13 protein-coding genes are annotated in these 13,539 nt (G+C 53.7%); 8 read left to right on the top strand and 5 right to left on the bottom strand.

The window, feature by feature from the left end; genetic code table 11:
* Positions 1 to 105: 105 nt before the first annotated feature.
* Positions 106 to 1,161, bottom strand: a complete 1,056-nt coding sequence (locus tag TRICHSKD4_RS31445; RefSeq protein ID WP_009469787.1) for a hypothetical protein — start codon at positions 1,159 to 1,161, stop codon at positions 106 to 108.
* Positions 1,158 to 2,510: an IS1380 family transposase gene (locus tag TRICHSKD4_RS27595; protein WP_009466009.1), complete on the bottom strand. Its 1,353-nt coding sequence runs from the start codon at positions 2,508 to 2,510 to the stop codon at positions 1,158 to 1,160. The genes TRICHSKD4_RS31445 and TRICHSKD4_RS27595 overlap by 4 nt, the downstream gene beginning before the upstream one ends.
* A 366-nt stretch (positions 2,511 to 2,876) precedes the next feature.
* On the opposite strand from TRICHSKD4_RS27595, the gene TRICHSKD4_RS27590 reads away from it, so the two are divergent.
* The 3 genes from TRICHSKD4_RS27590 to TRICHSKD4_RS27580 are packed head-to-tail and all read left to right on the top strand — an operon-like array spanning position 2,877 to position 6,276.
* Positions 2,877 to 4,229, top strand: a complete 1,353-nt coding sequence (locus TRICHSKD4_RS27590; RefSeq protein ID WP_009469786.1) for an aspartate aminotransferase family protein — start codon at positions 2,877 to 2,879, stop codon at positions 4,227 to 4,229.
* Positions 4,230 to 4,266: 37 nt separating this feature from the next.
* Positions 4,267 to 5,625, top strand: a complete 1,359-nt coding sequence (locus TRICHSKD4_RS27585) for an FAD-dependent oxidoreductase (RefSeq protein ID WP_040617709.1) — start codon at positions 4,267 to 4,269, stop codon at positions 5,623 to 5,625.
* A 33-nt stretch (positions 5,626 to 5,658) separates the two neighbouring features.
* On the top strand, positions 5,659 to 6,276 hold the full coding sequence (locus tag TRICHSKD4_RS27580; RefSeq protein ID WP_009469784.1) for a GntR family transcriptional regulator: 618 nt from the start codon (positions 5,659 to 5,661) through the stop codon (positions 6,274 to 6,276).
* A 27-nt stretch (positions 6,277 to 6,303) separates the two neighbouring features.
* Here the strand turns inward: TRICHSKD4_RS27580 and TRICHSKD4_RS27575 are convergent, their stop codons facing one another.
* Both TRICHSKD4_RS27575 and TRICHSKD4_RS27570 read right to left on the bottom strand, forming a co-directional pair.
* Entirely contained in the window at positions 6,304 to 6,708 is a 405-nt protein-coding gene (locus tag TRICHSKD4_RS27575; RefSeq protein ID WP_009469783.1) for an MAPEG family protein, read from the bottom strand.
* Between the two features lie 82 nt (positions 6,709 to 6,790).
* Positions 6,791 to 8,185: an L-serine ammonia-lyase gene (locus tag TRICHSKD4_RS27570; protein WP_009469782.1), complete on the bottom strand. Its 1,395-nt coding sequence runs from the start codon at positions 8,183 to 8,185 to the stop codon at positions 6,791 to 6,793.
* On the opposite strand from TRICHSKD4_RS27570, the gene TRICHSKD4_RS31065 reads away from it, so the two are divergent.
* Positions 8,148 to 8,339, top strand: coding sequence for a hypothetical protein (locus tag TRICHSKD4_RS31065; protein ID WP_009469781.1), 192 nt, complete (start codon positions 8,148 to 8,150; stop codon positions 8,337 to 8,339). The genes TRICHSKD4_RS27570 and TRICHSKD4_RS31065 overlap by 38 nt on opposite strands.
* A 7-nt stretch (positions 8,340 to 8,346) precedes the next feature.
* Here the strand turns inward: TRICHSKD4_RS31065 and TRICHSKD4_RS27565 are convergent, their stop codons facing one another.
* Entirely contained in the window at positions 8,347 to 9,501 is a 1,155-nt protein-coding gene (locus TRICHSKD4_RS27565) for a sensor domain-containing diguanylate cyclase (protein WP_139052334.1), read from the bottom strand.
* Between the two features lie 684 nt (positions 9,502 to 10,185).
* Between TRICHSKD4_RS27565 and TRICHSKD4_RS27560 the strand changes: the two genes are divergently transcribed.
* From TRICHSKD4_RS27560 to TRICHSKD4_RS27545, 4 genes are read left to right on the top strand one after another with little or no spacing between them, the layout of a single operon-like run.
* The gene (locus TRICHSKD4_RS27560) at positions 10,186 to 10,956 is read left to right on the top strand and encodes an ABC transporter ATP-binding protein (RefSeq protein ID WP_009469779.1); all 771 of its coding nucleotides are present in this window, start codon (positions 10,186 to 10,188) and stop codon (positions 10,954 to 10,956) included.
* Entirely contained in the window at positions 10,956 to 11,663 is a 708-nt protein-coding gene (locus tag TRICHSKD4_RS27555; RefSeq protein ID WP_009469778.1) for an ABC transporter ATP-binding protein, read from the top strand. The genes TRICHSKD4_RS27560 and TRICHSKD4_RS27555 overlap by 1 nt, the downstream gene beginning before the upstream one ends.
* A 9-nt stretch (positions 11,664 to 11,672) precedes the next feature.
* Complete coding sequence (locus tag TRICHSKD4_RS27550) at positions 11,673 to 12,545, top strand: branched-chain amino acid ABC transporter permease (RefSeq protein ID WP_009469777.1); 873 nt, start codon at positions 11,673 to 11,675, stop codon at positions 12,543 to 12,545.
* A gap of 16 nt (positions 12,546 to 12,561) precedes the next feature.
* Positions 12,562 to 13,536, top strand: a complete 975-nt coding sequence (locus TRICHSKD4_RS27545; protein ID WP_009469776.1) for a branched-chain amino acid ABC transporter permease — start codon at positions 12,562 to 12,564, stop codon at positions 13,534 to 13,536.
* The last annotated feature ends 3 nt before the right edge of the window (positions 13,537 to 13,539 follow it).

Genomic DNA, 13,539 nt, shown 5'->3' with positions numbered 1-13,539 from the left:
GATTTAGGTGAAGATGCGCCACGTTTCCAGAGTTGAGGCGTTGGAACACCTCATTATGTGGACAAAGAAATGTTGGAGAGTGGAAGAGCCACTCGGCCACATAGCCTAGTATTGGTGCCAGTAGGCTTCCGGGATGTTTCTTTGGCGATTAGTCAGAAGCGGATTATCGATATCAAAAATCAGGCGCTCATGAGCCGCCGTTGACATCATGGCCTTTTGGATCATCGGATGTGAGTTGAAGTGCTCCAGAAAGGCACCGTTTTCATAGGCGTTGCGAAGGCCTGTTTCGATGATCTCGGCGACGCGCTGGTTATTCTTTCGCACATAGAACAGGTAATCGAACCGGTACCGGATCATGAAGGATGGGTCCACTACAAGCTCCGGATCCTGCTGACTGCGTTGTTGGTGCTCTACAAAGGCTTCGTGAATACCGCGATTAAATGTGTTGATGCGCCCAGCAGACAACATGCGCCACAAGCTTTCGTAGTCTGATGCTACAACATGAAATCCATTGGCTTGGAATATCTCCGTGTCGGGCCAGCCAGTGCCGGAGCCAACCACTGCAAACTTCTTAAGACTCCCTAGCGTTCTCGTTTCAGCCAGATCGTCCAAAAATGCCTTGGTGGTAATAAAAATACGGTGGCCTAGAATGCCGCGGCTTAACGGTATGTCGATTTGGTGAAATCGCTTCTCGCGATTGGCTGAAAACCCGGTGAAAAACACATTAAAATCCGCGCGCCCGGTCTCAAGCTCCACGAGGGCACGCTCTTGCGGCATTTCCAAGTCGACGATTGTCAGTTGGCTTTTTGCATCCGCGTGATGAAGCGCCAGTTTCAGGACGGAGATTTCATAAGCGAACACTTCCGGTCCGGCCCCGAGTAAACCTAACCTGATATCGGTAACTTCAGCATAAGCCTGAAGAGGTAAATTGCTAATGGCAACTATAATCGGATATTTCCCAAGTAACTGTGTGTTGCGACGAGGTTGACCGTTTTCACGGACGTTTGCAACTCTGACGGCAGCGTTGTCGGGGCGATTATCGATTTTGACGGTTACGTAAGCGCGGTTTTTGAGCTTTTCGTGGACTTTATCCCGTTTGGGCTGCGACAAGACACAGCTGTGGAGCCGCATTTGTGTTGGTTTCGTTGTTTGGAGCGTCATGCAGGCCTCGGCGGGGGCTTGAGGGCGCGGATTGCGGCGAGGATTCGTCCGAAGACGTAGCCTGATACAGCCACCTCTGCCAGTTGGAACGTGATTTTGCGCGCATGGCGTACGACCTTTGCCCCGATTTTGATGAGGCGGCTCTGGATACTTGTCAGCGACCAGTCGGCGACCTCTTCCGGGAGGTCTAGCCCTTGCAGGAAGACACCAAGGTTATACGCCAATGCGTGAAGCTGAAGCCGGACCTCATTGTCACAGAACCGCTTGCAGGACAGGCGGGTCCAAGTGATGGCGTTCTTGCCTTCTTTGATGTGCTGTTCGGCTGTGCCGCGCTGATTGTAGAAGCGGATGATCCATTCCGGCTCCATCGGCAAGTTGGTGACGACAAAACCCACGCGAGGGAATAGATCACCGGGATACCATTCGATCTTGGCAACCACCTGACGGGGCTTGCTCCATGAAGCAGCCTGATACTCAAAAACCTCATAGAAGCGCTTGATCTTTGTCTTTGAGGGACGTCCCACGGGGCGGGTCAGCTGATGGCTGATCTTCTCTTCCAGCACAGCGTTCTTTTTGAGGCGGATGGCGTAGCGGTACCCTTCAGCCTCTAAAGTCTCGTAAAGTTCCGGAATGGCAAAGGCGGCATCAGCGCGAAAGAAGCGCATGATGTCGCGCTCTGCATAGCGCGCAATGACGGGTATCAGAAGAGCCTTCCAGTCATCCGCGCTGTGGACGCTGCCATTGCGCAGGGCACAGCGTTCCAAGTGGCCAAACTGATTGAAGATGAACAATGGGTGATAGCAGTTGCAGCCGAAATGCCCGTTCCATGCGGTTCCCTCCTGAGCGCCATGGGTGGGGCTGACAGAGCTATCCATGTCCAAGGTGATGTAGTTCAGTCCTTGGCGACCATGCACCGCATCAATCCATTGACCGGGCATATCGGCCAAGGCTTCCCTGTTGGCGGCAGTCGCGAGCACCTCAGTCTCAAAGCGGCCCATCTGGGAGGAGGATGCCGCCTGAGTGTCAACGGCACGGCCCCCGATAATCTGGCGCATTACCGGGTCACGCGACAGACGCACGGCATCATTCACATCTTCATAGCCCGCAAGGCGACCAAATATCGATTGGCGCAGCAGGCCCATCAAGGTGTGAACGCCATTCTTACCTTTGCGGGTATCCCGAAGGAACCGAACCGCTTTGCCGAAAAGGCCAAGGGCGTCATCAAGCTCCCGGTAAAGCAGAAGACCGCCATCAGAACTGATCTTTGAACCGTGGAATTCCAACCGCACCCGAGGGTCAAAATCCAGCCGAAAATCGCTCTCAGAACCCGCACCCGTTGGGTGTGCCATTTTTCAGCCCTCCGTCATCAAGTAACACGCTGTAATATAAAGAGAAAAATAGGATAGAAGAAGCTAAATCAGCTGACTACTTGGGAAATCCGGGATAATGACAGAGAGGACGTGAAGAAGTTTCATGTATGTCTCCAGGCTACGGCGGAAACTCTAGCTAACGTAGCGAGAAATTGAAAACATCCATGTGACGTAAGCTGTTCTACCAAATGGAATTATTGCAGGTCGCGCCTGGGCATCTATCCACACACCTGCAACAGAGAACCTTTGACAACTGCCCTTATTCTCAATCAGATGACCTTTGGTCAGGCAGGGAGTACAACACCCCGGGTCCGTCCGTCCATGATCCAGTCTGTGTGAGTTTCCATGAACCAGCTTCCCAATTCCATTGAGGCACGTGACATTGCCTTCCAACTACACTCCTATGCCGATGCACGTCGGCAGGAAGGTGAAGGCTCGCTTGTGATCGAGAAAGGTGACGGCATTTATGTCGAAGACACCAGCGGCAAAAGGTACATAGAAGGAATGGCAGGCCTCTGGAGTGTTGCCGTCGGCTTTGGCGAAAAGCGCCTGGTGGATGCTGCAACCCGTCAGATGGAGAAGCTGCCCTATTACCACACGTTCACATACAAGACGCATGGTCCCTCTGTAGAATTGGCTGAAAAGCTGATCTCCATGGCGCCAGTTCCCATGTCCAAGGTCTATTTCACCAATTCGGGGTCAGAGGCGAACGACACTGCAATCAAACTCATCTGGTATCGTTCCAACGCGCTTGGCCAGCCGGAACGCAAGAAAATCATCTCCCGCGTTCGTGGATATCATGGTGTAACCGTCGCCTCAGCAAGTTTGACCGGTTTGCCGAACAACCATCGTTCCTTTGATCTCCCCCTGCCGCAAATCCTTCATACAACCTGCCCGCATTACCGCACCATGCAAAAGGAAGGTGAAGACGAAGCTGCCTTCGCGAAACGATGCGCGCAGGATTTGGAGGACCTAATCCTGAAAGAAGGTCCGGAAACCATTGCTGCATTCTTTGCAGAGCCAGTAATGGGCGCAGGTGGCGTCGTTGTGCCGCCGGATGGCTATTGGGAGGCCGTGCAGCCCGTCTTGAAAAAGTATGACATCTTGTTTGTGGCCGATGAAGTGATCTGCGGATTTGGGCGGACTGGGGAAATGTTCGGGACGCAGACATATGATCTTCAGCCGGACATCATGACCTTGTCGAAGGCTTTGTCTTCATCCTACCAGCCTATTTCGGCCCTGTTGATCAATGACAAGGTGTATCAACCCATCGCTGACGAATCCCATTCCATCGGGGTTCTGGGCCATGGATATACAGGCAGTGGACACCCGGTCGCATCAGCAGTTGCATTGGAAAACCTCAAGATCATTGAAGAGCGCGATCTTGTCGGCAATGTCAAAGCAGTTTCCCCTCTGTTTCAGCGTCGGCTAAAAGGACTTTCCGAGCGGCCAATTGTGGTGGAGACGAGGGGTATCGGGTTGATTGGTGCTGCAGAACTGTCTCATGAATCCTTTTCAAACACACCCGGCGCGCTGGGCGGTAAGGCCAATGCCGAGTTTTTGGAGGGCGGACTGATTTCGCGCAACATGCTGGATGCCATGGCCTTCTGCCCGCCGCTGATCATCACCGAGCAGCAGATCAACGACGTGTTTGATATCGCAGAAGCTGCTCTTGATAGGGTAGCCGCGAGCCTTTGACTGATGAGAACCTAAGAAACAATGGGTGCTGGCTGAAATGCAGATAACGGAACCAGCACGTCGAATTGACGTGATCCATGAAACCGATGTCGTGGTGATCGGATCGGGACCCGGCGGTCTTGCGGCTGCCATTGGCGCGGCAAGAGCTGGCGTAAGTGTGGCTCTTGTGGAGCGCTTTGGCTGCTTTGGCGGGAACATTACGGCGGTTGGTGTTGAGGGGTTTGCATGGTACCGGCATGAGAAAACCGTCGACACAGAAGGGGTTGGGCGTGAGTTTGAAGTCCGTGCATTGGCCGATGGGGCAACAACTCCCGAGCCGCAATCTGACAGCAATGCGCTCGATGCGGAGCGGTTTAAACTTGTCGCCGACAAGATGGTCTTGGAAGCGGGCATAACCCCGATGCTTCATCGCGCATTTGCCGCGCCAATTGTTGAAGATGGGGCAGTCCGGGTCATCATCACGGAAAGCAAAGCGGGGCGCGAAGCAATTCTTGCCAAACGGGTCATTGATGCGACGGGCGACGCTGATGTCGCTTACCGTGCGGGTGCGCTAACCTGCAAAACGCCGGTTGAAGAAATGCAGGCCGCCTCTGTCATGTTCTCAATGACCGGTGTTGATCCGCGTGCCTTTTCCAAGGCCGTGCAAGAAGACCCGCAGACCTACAAGGACTGGGAAAGCGGCGAGTGGACGGTCGAGACCACCGGAAAAGAGGACGCCATGTTCTCTCCGTTTTTGCGCAAGCCCTTCAAACAAGCCGTTGAGGCCGGCCTCATTCCCGCGCATTTGTCGACAATTTCGGGAACCTGGGGGGCAATCTACGATTCTGGTGACCTGACATATCTCAATCTCGTTCATTTACCGGAGTGCGATGGAACTGATCCGGATTCCATGACGCAAAACGAAATTGAAGGTCGGAAGCAAGCCATGTTGGCAGTGGAGGCGCTGAAGCGTTTTCAACCGGGGTGCGAGTCAGCCAAACTTAGAAATTTCGGCATGACAATCGGCATTCGAGATACCCGCAAAATTCAGGCGGTCTATGACATGACCGGGCAGGACGTGCGCGAACAGGGGCGCTTTGAAGATTCGATCGGCATCTTCCCGGAGTTTATCGATGGGTACGGCATCCTGATTCTGCCCACCACAGGGCGCTATTTTCAAGTTCCCTACAGAACGCTTTTGCCGAAGGGAATTCAAAATCTGCTGGTCGCTGGCCGTGCAACGGGCGGTGATCCGGTCAGCCATGCAGCAACACGCAACATGATGTGCTGCACGGTCACCGGACAAGGGGCAGGCGTTGCTGCAGCTCTCTCCGTCAAACACAGTTGCGATCTGGACAGGCTGGACATGGCGTTGCTGCAAGGTGAGTTGAAACGCCAGGGCGTGAGGCTGCACTAGTCGAGCGCAAAAAAACGCGCTACCACCGATAGCATGAATGGATCTGAAATCTATCAAAGGCTTATCAGCCTGATCGAAGAGCGAGACCTCAAGCCCGGTGACCGGTTGAGGGAAGCTGATTTGGCGGAACGTTTCGGTGTGAGCAGAACCCCGATACGTGAAGGGCTGAAGCGTCTGGAAGCTCAGGGGCTGGCCGTTCATGAGCCCAATCGCGGCATGGTCATTCCGACACTCGATCACGGCCAGATCGCAGAAGTCTATTTCATGCGGGAAGTTTTGGAAGGCACGGCAGCAGCCCTGGCTGCCAAGCATGCCTCGAAACCGGAAGTCGAGATTCTACAAGACCTGGTAGAGGCCGACCGGCAGCGGGTGGAAGATCAGGACAGTCTGGTCCGGTCCAACAGGGACTTTCACCGGCGCCTGTGCCTTGCCTCCCACAACAGATATCTGGTTGACCAAATCGACCATCTACGGCTGTCATTGATTTTGATGGCAGGCACGACTCTAGACACTCCAGAACGCCGGGAAACTGCCGTGGAAGAGCACGCTGCGATTGTCGACGCAATCGCGGCAGGCAACAGCGAGGAAGCGGACAAAGCGGCCCGACTCCATATCTCCCATGCACATAAATCCAGATTGCAGCAGATTTAGGCTCCGATCAGAGGAGCAGAGTATGCTCTAGGAAAAAGCCGGGAAGACGGATGCAATATTCATAAGTGAAGCGATCAGGATCACGCCAAAGGTCAGGGCCATACCCATGACGCGGTGAAGGAATGGAGCGCTTTCTTGTTCCTGACTAACGCCGGAAGCGTGTAACACCCGTCCGGCAATCAGCAAGATGCCAAGCCCGTGGAGGACAAAGACCGGCGCGCCTTGAAGTTCCGCCATCAGCAGAAGCACAAGAGCCAAGGGCGCATATTCCGCGAAATTGGCATGGACCCTTTGGCGCCGGGTAAGTGTAATGTCGCCGCTGTCGCCAAGGACAATGCCGCTTTTCCGGCGCATCAAAATGACCCTGGCGGACAAGCCCACATACATGAAAGCGAGCAGCCCTGCATAAAGTGGTATCACACTCAAGGTCATAACCTGTTCCCTTAACCCATGAACGGTATTGGATAAAATCAGTTAAGAGCAGGATGGCACGGCTTGCAAGACAACCTTTCGGTTAGCATTCAACAATGTTAACTGCGAGCCCGCCTTGAGAGGTTTCCTTGTACTGATCCATCATGTCCATGCCGGTTTGGCGCATGGTCTCGATGCAGCCATCCAACGGAACAAAGTGGTTTCCGTCACCCCGAAGAGCAAGGGAGGCGGCAGTCACGGCTTTCACAGCGCCAAGTGCATTTCGCTCGATGCAGGGAACCTGTACGAGGCCGGCAATGGGGTCGCAGGTCATGCCCAAATGATGTTCAAGGGCAATTTCAGCGGCATTTTCGATTTGCTCATTTGTGCCACCAAGGGCCGCACACAATCCGGCGGCCGCCATCGCGGACGCAGAGCCAACTTCGCCCTGACAGCCGACTTCAGCGCCGGAAATGGACGCATTTGATTTGATAATGCCGCCGATTGCTGCCGCGGTTAAAAGGAAGGTCCGAATACCGTCCTTGTTTGAATCCGGGCAGTGATCGAGATAATACCGCATGACTGCAGGGATAACGCCAGCAGCGCCATTTGTCGGGGCCGTCACGACCCGGCCACCAGCCGCGTTTTCTTCATTGACGGCCATCGCATAAACGCCAAGCCAGTCAACGACTGTGTGTTCAAATGGACGGTTTGTCCGTCCTTCGCGGATCAGCTTTTGATAAATGTCGGCAGCGCGGCGTTTGACCTTGAGCCCACCGGGCAAAATTCCCTGTTGGCGAATGCCACGGTTGATACAGGCATCCATCGCGGACCAAATTCCATCAAGGCCGTCGCGCACCTTGCTTTCGTCTTGAACATGGCATTCGTTCTTGAACTTCATGTCGGCAATGCTGCAAGGCGTTGCCTGGCCCATCTCCAGCATTTGCTTGGCGTTTTTAAAAGGGAATGGAAACTCGCCGGGGTCTTCAATGTTTTCGTCTTCGTTCCGGGTGTTTCGAAGCTCCGCTTCTGTCACGACAAATCCGCCGCCAATCGAATAGTAGACAAACTCGTCAACCAGCTCGCCAGTCTCTCCAAGCACCTTGAACGTCATGCCATTGGCATGAAGTGAAAGGGGAGGGCCATAGTCGAAGATCACATCGGCATCAGGGTCAAATGCAAAAGTTGGCAATCCATCAGGTGTTATTGCCTTTGACGCTTTGAGGTCATTGATCAGGCCGTCAACGGCATCCGGATCAAGAGTGTCCGGTGTGGCGCCAAGAAGGCCAAGGCAGACTGCTTGATCCGTCGCGTGGCCTTTGCCGGTAAAAGCCAGGGAGCCGTGCAATGTGACGGTGATCTTGTGGGCTCGACCAACCAAGTCTGGCAGTTCACGCAGGCGATCAAAATAGCGGGAAACTGCTACCATTGGTCCAACTGTATGAGAGCTGGACGGTCCAATGCCGATTTTGAAGATGTCAAAAACGCTGATGAACATGAGGAATGCCGATCTCGATCTTGCCTGCCATGAAGAATATCGCGGGATTATTCATCGCTTAAACGGCTGCCTGTCAAGCACAACCGAACGCTTGACCACGGTGCTTTTCAAGGTGACGGAATTAGGCAAGGATCATGTCGCAAGGAGACGTTAGATCAAGATCAGAGTGGCAGGGCCTTCAGGGTCGAGCCATTTTTGATAGAGCGATAGGAAACGCATTTATTCGTTGCAGACCCCTTGGCGCGGTAGAGAGCTTGGTCTGCATGTCGCATCGCCTCATCAAGGTTCAGCGCGTCTACCGGAAGACTTATATGGCCGATGCTGAAATCAATTTTCTGCAGCTCGCCATCAACCATGACCGGTTCTGCAAGTGCGGATAGGAGGCGATGTCCAATGGCATCTGGGTCACGCGTGCACCCCATATCCTGAAGGCAAATCAGGAACTCGTCTCCACCCAACCGAGCAGCGAAATCCTCTGACCGGCGTGTGGTATTCAAGAGGCCTCGTAGGTGATCTGCAAAAACTTGCAGCAGCGCATCCCCTGCTGTATGGCCACGAGTATCGTTGACGGATTTGAAGCCATCAAGGTCAATCAGGAAGAGGTGGAGTTGCTCGCCACTGACCTGAGAGGCCGAGAGTAGTTCTGGCAGCTTTGCGTTCACAAAGGTGCGGTTGGGCAACTCGGTCAGGCTGTCATGCGTTGCAAGATGTTGAGCACGTTCCTTGGTCTCGTGCAGTTCGGTCACGTCGATTTCGCTGATCAAATAAGCCGGAACACCCGTTGCTGCATCCAGACAGCTGCGCGCTGTAATCTCGTGCCACCGTTCGCCGCTACTTGTGAGAATGCGTGCGACGGATCGCAGATGATCTTCTGTTTTCAGGTTTTCCCGAAAACTCTCACGCTCATCGTTGTCGGTAAATTGATCGAAAAAATTGCTCTCAAGTGTCAAGCAGGAGGTTCGCGATGCAGGATTGCGGTACAGCGGTGTGCCATCTTCTGTCACCAGCGTAATAATCACCGGAGTATGGAGCAGGGCTTCAGTGCTTCTCAAGGTTTCCGGATGAAGCTCGTGATCTATCATCCCTTCACAGAGCAGTGACATGCGGCCATCCGGCAAAACAAAACCGCGCATCTGCAGTTTCATGGTTTGTGGTTTGCCTTTGGGATAAAGGGTCCAGATCTCGGAAAACGTAACGTCTTTACGAGCGAAGTCTGCTTTGTACTGCTCCAAGCGTTTTTTGACCGTGTCCGACATATCAGGCGCAAGGTCCCTTGCGTAAAGGTCTTCCACGCTTTCGGCATTCCATGCCGCCAAACCTGCCGCGTTGGCCCATAGAACCCTTTTGCAATCGAAATCAAAAATCCAAATAGCGGTTGAGAGTCTGTCGAAAATTGAAAAGAGGTGGTCCGGTTGGGGAGCTGTTTCAGCACCGGTAGGCGCATCACCGCAAGCTTGAGACGAAGCGTCAGCTTGCTGGTGTTTATCTGTCCTTCTTTCCCTCAACTTCCAACTCCAGTGTGATGAGCGGAATGCGCTCGTCTACCCCCATCCGCGCGGCAAATGCCATTTTGTGAGTTTCTCGACTTGTGGCCCACCAGAAGGGTATAGGCAAACTAAATCCGAAAAATCCTAAATTCCAATAAAAATCAATTACCGATTGCATTGAAGTGGTTGTGCTATCTTATAATTCTTTGATCTCCTGGAACAGGCCCGCTTGAATTCACCACCAGCTTTTCGAATGTTCTACTAACGGGAGAATTTTCGTTCGAAAATTCCACATCTTGGGTTTCTCTGTGCGATGCAATAAGAAAAAAGGGCAGAATATTCCGGCTCAGGCCCGAAAAAATGTTGTTTCTCTGTTGAACCCGTGCGCCATCCGGCTACAAGTCAGCGACTGGAAATTGCTTGAGGAAGGGCAATTTCGTCTAAAAATGCCGGCTCAAGACCGGTTGGTATAATTTTGGAATGATCGCCAGGGGACGGCGGCAAGGAGCCTTCATGCTGGAACTCGACCAGCTTGTGATGGATTTTAGTGGGTTTCGGGCAGTCAATGGCTGTTCCTTCAATGTAAAGGAAGGAACCATCACAGCGTTGATTGGGCCAAACGGGGCAGGTAAAACCACTCTGTTCAATCTGATTGCCGGAGCGCTAAAACCGACCAGCGGGAAAATCACGTTTTTGGGAGAAGACATTACCGGTCTTCCCAGCAACGACCTCTTTCACAAGGGGCTTGTACGCACCTTTCAGATCCCGCACGAATTTCATCGCCTGACTGCGATGGAAAATCTGATGATGGTTCCTCCATCTCAGCCCGGTGAAACCCTGTTTTCCAATTGGCTAACTTGGGGCAAGGTCAAGGAACGGGAAGCGGATGTAGAGCGTAAAGCGCTTGAAACACTTGAGTTTCTGGGGCTGAGCCATGTGGCCCATCAGCGGGCTGGTAACCTCTCAGGTGGGCAGAAAAAGCTGCTTGAACTTGGCCGCACCATGATGACAGATGCCAAGTTGGTCCTGTTGGACGAGCCCGCTGCTGGCGTGAACCGCACTCTTCTCAGAAAGCTGGAAGAAAAGATCCAGATCCTGAACAAGGAGCGGGGCTACACGTTCATCCTCATCGAACACGACATGGAAATGATCGAAAAGCTCTGCGACCCAGTGGTCTGCATGGCCGAAGGACAAGTGTTGATCGAGGGGGACTTCCAGGCAGTTCGGTCTAATCCGCAAGTGTTGGAAGCCTATTTGGGCGAACGTGCAGAGGAGGCGCATTGATGGCTGCACTGTTGTCTATGGAAAACGTAACCGGCGGATATGGAGATGCGGATATCCTGCACTCGGTTTCCATGTCGGTCGAGGACAAGGAAATCGTGGTGATCGTCGGCCCGAACGGGGCGGGAAAATCCACTGCGATGAAAGCTGTCTTCGGACTTTTGAACGTGCGCGGCGGACGCACGGTTTTTGACGGTGATGACATCACGGGGTGGTCGCCGAACCGGATCGTGCAACGCGGCATTTGTTATGTGCCGCAGGTCGATAACATCTTTCGTGAGATGTCGATCCACGAGAACCTCGAGATGGGAGCGTTTCTGAAGAAAGGTGACCTGTCTGCGGCCTACGATCGTGTCTACGAGCTCTTTCCAGACCTCAAGGAACGGCGGAAAACAATGGCCGGCAGCTTGTCCGGCGGGCAGCGCCAGATGGTGGCCATGGGTCGGGCCTTGATGTTGGATCCGAAGCTTCTGCTTCTGGATGAGCCGACCGCTGGCCTGTCACCGAAATATATGGAACAGATCTTCCAGATCAGCCGCGATGTGCGCGACACGGGTGTTGCCATCCTTCTTGTGGAACAGCATGCCAAGCAGGCGCTCGCCTTCGCGGACCGCGGCTACGTATTGGCCGCAGGGCAGAACCGGCATGAAGGAACAGGTGCCGATTTGCTGGCGGATCGTGAAATCGCTGAAATGTTCCTGGGCGGATAAGAGAGCGTCATGGGGATTTTGGAACTTTTGAATTTTTATGTGATCCCGGGCATCGTCCTCGGATCCATTTATGCGCTGGGCGCCGTTGGCATCACGCTGGTGTTTGCCATTCTGCGGTATGCGCATTTGGCCCATGGTGATCTGGCAACTCTGGGGGCGTTCATTGCCTTTGCGGTTGTAACGGCGGTCGGGGTGTCGCCTTATGTGGCATTACCAGTGGCAGTTGTCGCAACAGCGTTCATCGCTGTTGGCATAGACAAGGTGTTTTATGAACATCTGAGAGAGCGCCCCAAGATCATCACGGTGATCGCATCGCTCGGAATCGCGCTGATGGTGCGGGCCGTGGTGCAGGTTGTCTGGGGCGTTGATTCTGAGAGTTATGTTCGCGGCATTTCACGGCCTGACGTCTATTTTGGCTTGCGCATTCGTGATCGTGAAATCTTCACTGTCCTTGCCATGTTGGCTTTTGTGGGCGCACTTTATGTGTTCCTGAAGCAGTCCAAGTGGGGCAAGGCCATGCGCGCCATGTCCGACAACCCGAATCTCGCCCTTCTGTCCGGTATTGATAACCGGGTGGTTGTAATGCTGACTTGGGTCATCGCCGGTGGTCTTTGTGCCGCCGCTAGTGTCTTCCTCGGCATCAATACCGAGCTGAAGTCGATGATGGGCTGGCACATGCTGCTCCCCATGTTCGCAGCCGCCATTTTGGGTGGAGTTGGCCGGGTCGAAGGTGCCGTTTTGGGCGGGCTGATTGTTGGTGTTGCAGAAGAATTGTCTGTTCTTGTGCTGCCAAGCGAATACAAGGCAGCCATGGCTTTTGTCATCCTGCTGATTATGTTGCTGGTGCGCCCGACCGGGTTGCTGCGCGGTAAAGTGCTTTAAAGGGGAGGGGAGCGACATGGAACTCATCGGTCTTGTCAACTACGCCCTCTTCATGGGCATCTTTATCGGCATTTACGCGCTTCTCGCGCTGGGCCTGAATGTGCAGTGGGGCTTTGCCGGCCTGTTCAACGCAGGCATTGCAGGTTTCTTCGCAGTTGGAGCATACACCTCAGCCATTCTGACATCCGCAGCTGCTGATGGAAGAATTGGCGGCTTCGATCTGCCTTTCATCTTTGGATGGGTTGCAGCCATGATCGCGGCAGGTGCCATCGCCTGGCCGATTGGCAAGATCTGCCTACGGTTTCGGTCTGATTATTTGGCGATTGCAACGATTGGTGTGGCGGAGATCATTCGCTTGGTGATCAAGTCTGAGGAAACGCTGACCAACAGTGCTCGCGGGATTACGGGTCTCCCGCGTCCCTTTGGCGACCTGCCTTATGTTGAATCGCAGGCAGCTTATCTTGCTATTGTCATTTTGGTGCTTGCACTGATCTACTTCCTTGTGCAGCGTCAGTTCAATTCGCCATGGGGCCGCATGATGCGGGCTATTCGTGACAATGAACTGGCCGCACGCGCCATGGGCAAGGACATCGAGTATCGCCGCCTCGAAGCCTTTATCTTTGGTGCAGCGATCATGGGATTGGCCGGTGCAATGTTTGCGCACTTCAATCGCTCCATCACACCAGAAGCGATTGACCCGATGGTTGCCACGTTCCTCGTCTGGATCATGCTGATCCTCGGCGGATCGGGCAATAACAAGGGGGCAATCCTCGGAGCCGCGGTAGTTTGGATCATTTGGTCAGTATCAGAGATTGCAACTGATCAACTTCCGCACGAATATGCGGTCAAGGCGAAATACATTCGTCTGTTCCTGATTGGTCTGTTGTTGCAATTGGTTCTGCGGTTCCGATCGGAGGGCTTGCTTCCGGAGCCGCTGCGCGGTGAACAACACCAGGCCGAGACAGGACAACAAAGTTCAGCGAAGTCCTGATCA

The sequence above is a fragment of the Roseibium sp. TrichSKD4 genome, from assembly GCF_000148725.1.
Taxonomy (GTDB): domain Bacteria; phylum Pseudomonadota; class Alphaproteobacteria; order Rhizobiales; family Stappiaceae; genus Roseibium.
This window is presented reverse-complemented; position numbering and strand designations above follow the sequence as displayed.

Coding starts and splice junctions, on each gene's coding strand:
- TRICHSKD4_RS27550 (WP_009469777.1), top strand. CDS start 11,673: ATGGGGATTTTGGAACTTTTGAATTTTTATGTGATCCCGGGCATCGTC.
- TRICHSKD4_RS27555 (WP_009469778.1), top strand. CDS start 10,956: ATGGCTGCACTGTTGTCTATGGAAAACGTAACCGGCGGATATGGAGAT.
- TRICHSKD4_RS27545 (WP_009469776.1), top strand. CDS start 12,562: ATGGAACTCATCGGTCTTGTCAACTACGCCCTCTTCATGGGCATCTTT.
- TRICHSKD4_RS27575 (WP_009469783.1), bottom strand. CDS start 6,708: ATGACCTTGAGTGTGATACCACTTTATGCAGGGCTGCTCGCTTTCATG.
- TRICHSKD4_RS27590 (WP_009469786.1), top strand. CDS start 2,877: ATGAACCAGCTTCCCAATTCCATTGAGGCACGTGACATTGCCTTCCAA.
- TRICHSKD4_RS27580 (WP_009469784.1), top strand. CDS start 5,659: ATGAATGGATCTGAAATCTATCAAAGGCTTATCAGCCTGATCGAAGAG.
- TRICHSKD4_RS27560 (WP_009469779.1), top strand. CDS start 10,186: ATGCTGGAACTCGACCAGCTTGTGATGGATTTTAGTGGGTTTCGGGCA.
- TRICHSKD4_RS31065 (WP_009469781.1), top strand. CDS start 8,148: ATGCCGATTTTGAAGATGTCAAAAACGCTGATGAACATGAGGAATGCC.
- TRICHSKD4_RS27570 (WP_009469782.1), bottom strand. CDS start 8,185: ATGTTCATCAGCGTTTTTGACATCTTCAAAATCGGCATTGGACCGTCC.
- TRICHSKD4_RS27595 (WP_009466009.1), bottom strand. CDS start 2,510: ATGGCACACCCAACGGGTGCGGGTTCTGAGAGCGATTTTCGGCTGGAT.
- TRICHSKD4_RS31445 (WP_009469787.1), bottom strand. CDS start 1,161: ATGACGCTCCAAACAACGAAACCAACACAAATGCGGCTCCACAGCTGT.
- TRICHSKD4_RS27585 (WP_040617709.1), top strand. CDS start 4,267: ATGCAGATAACGGAACCAGCACGTCGAATTGACGTGATCCATGAAACC.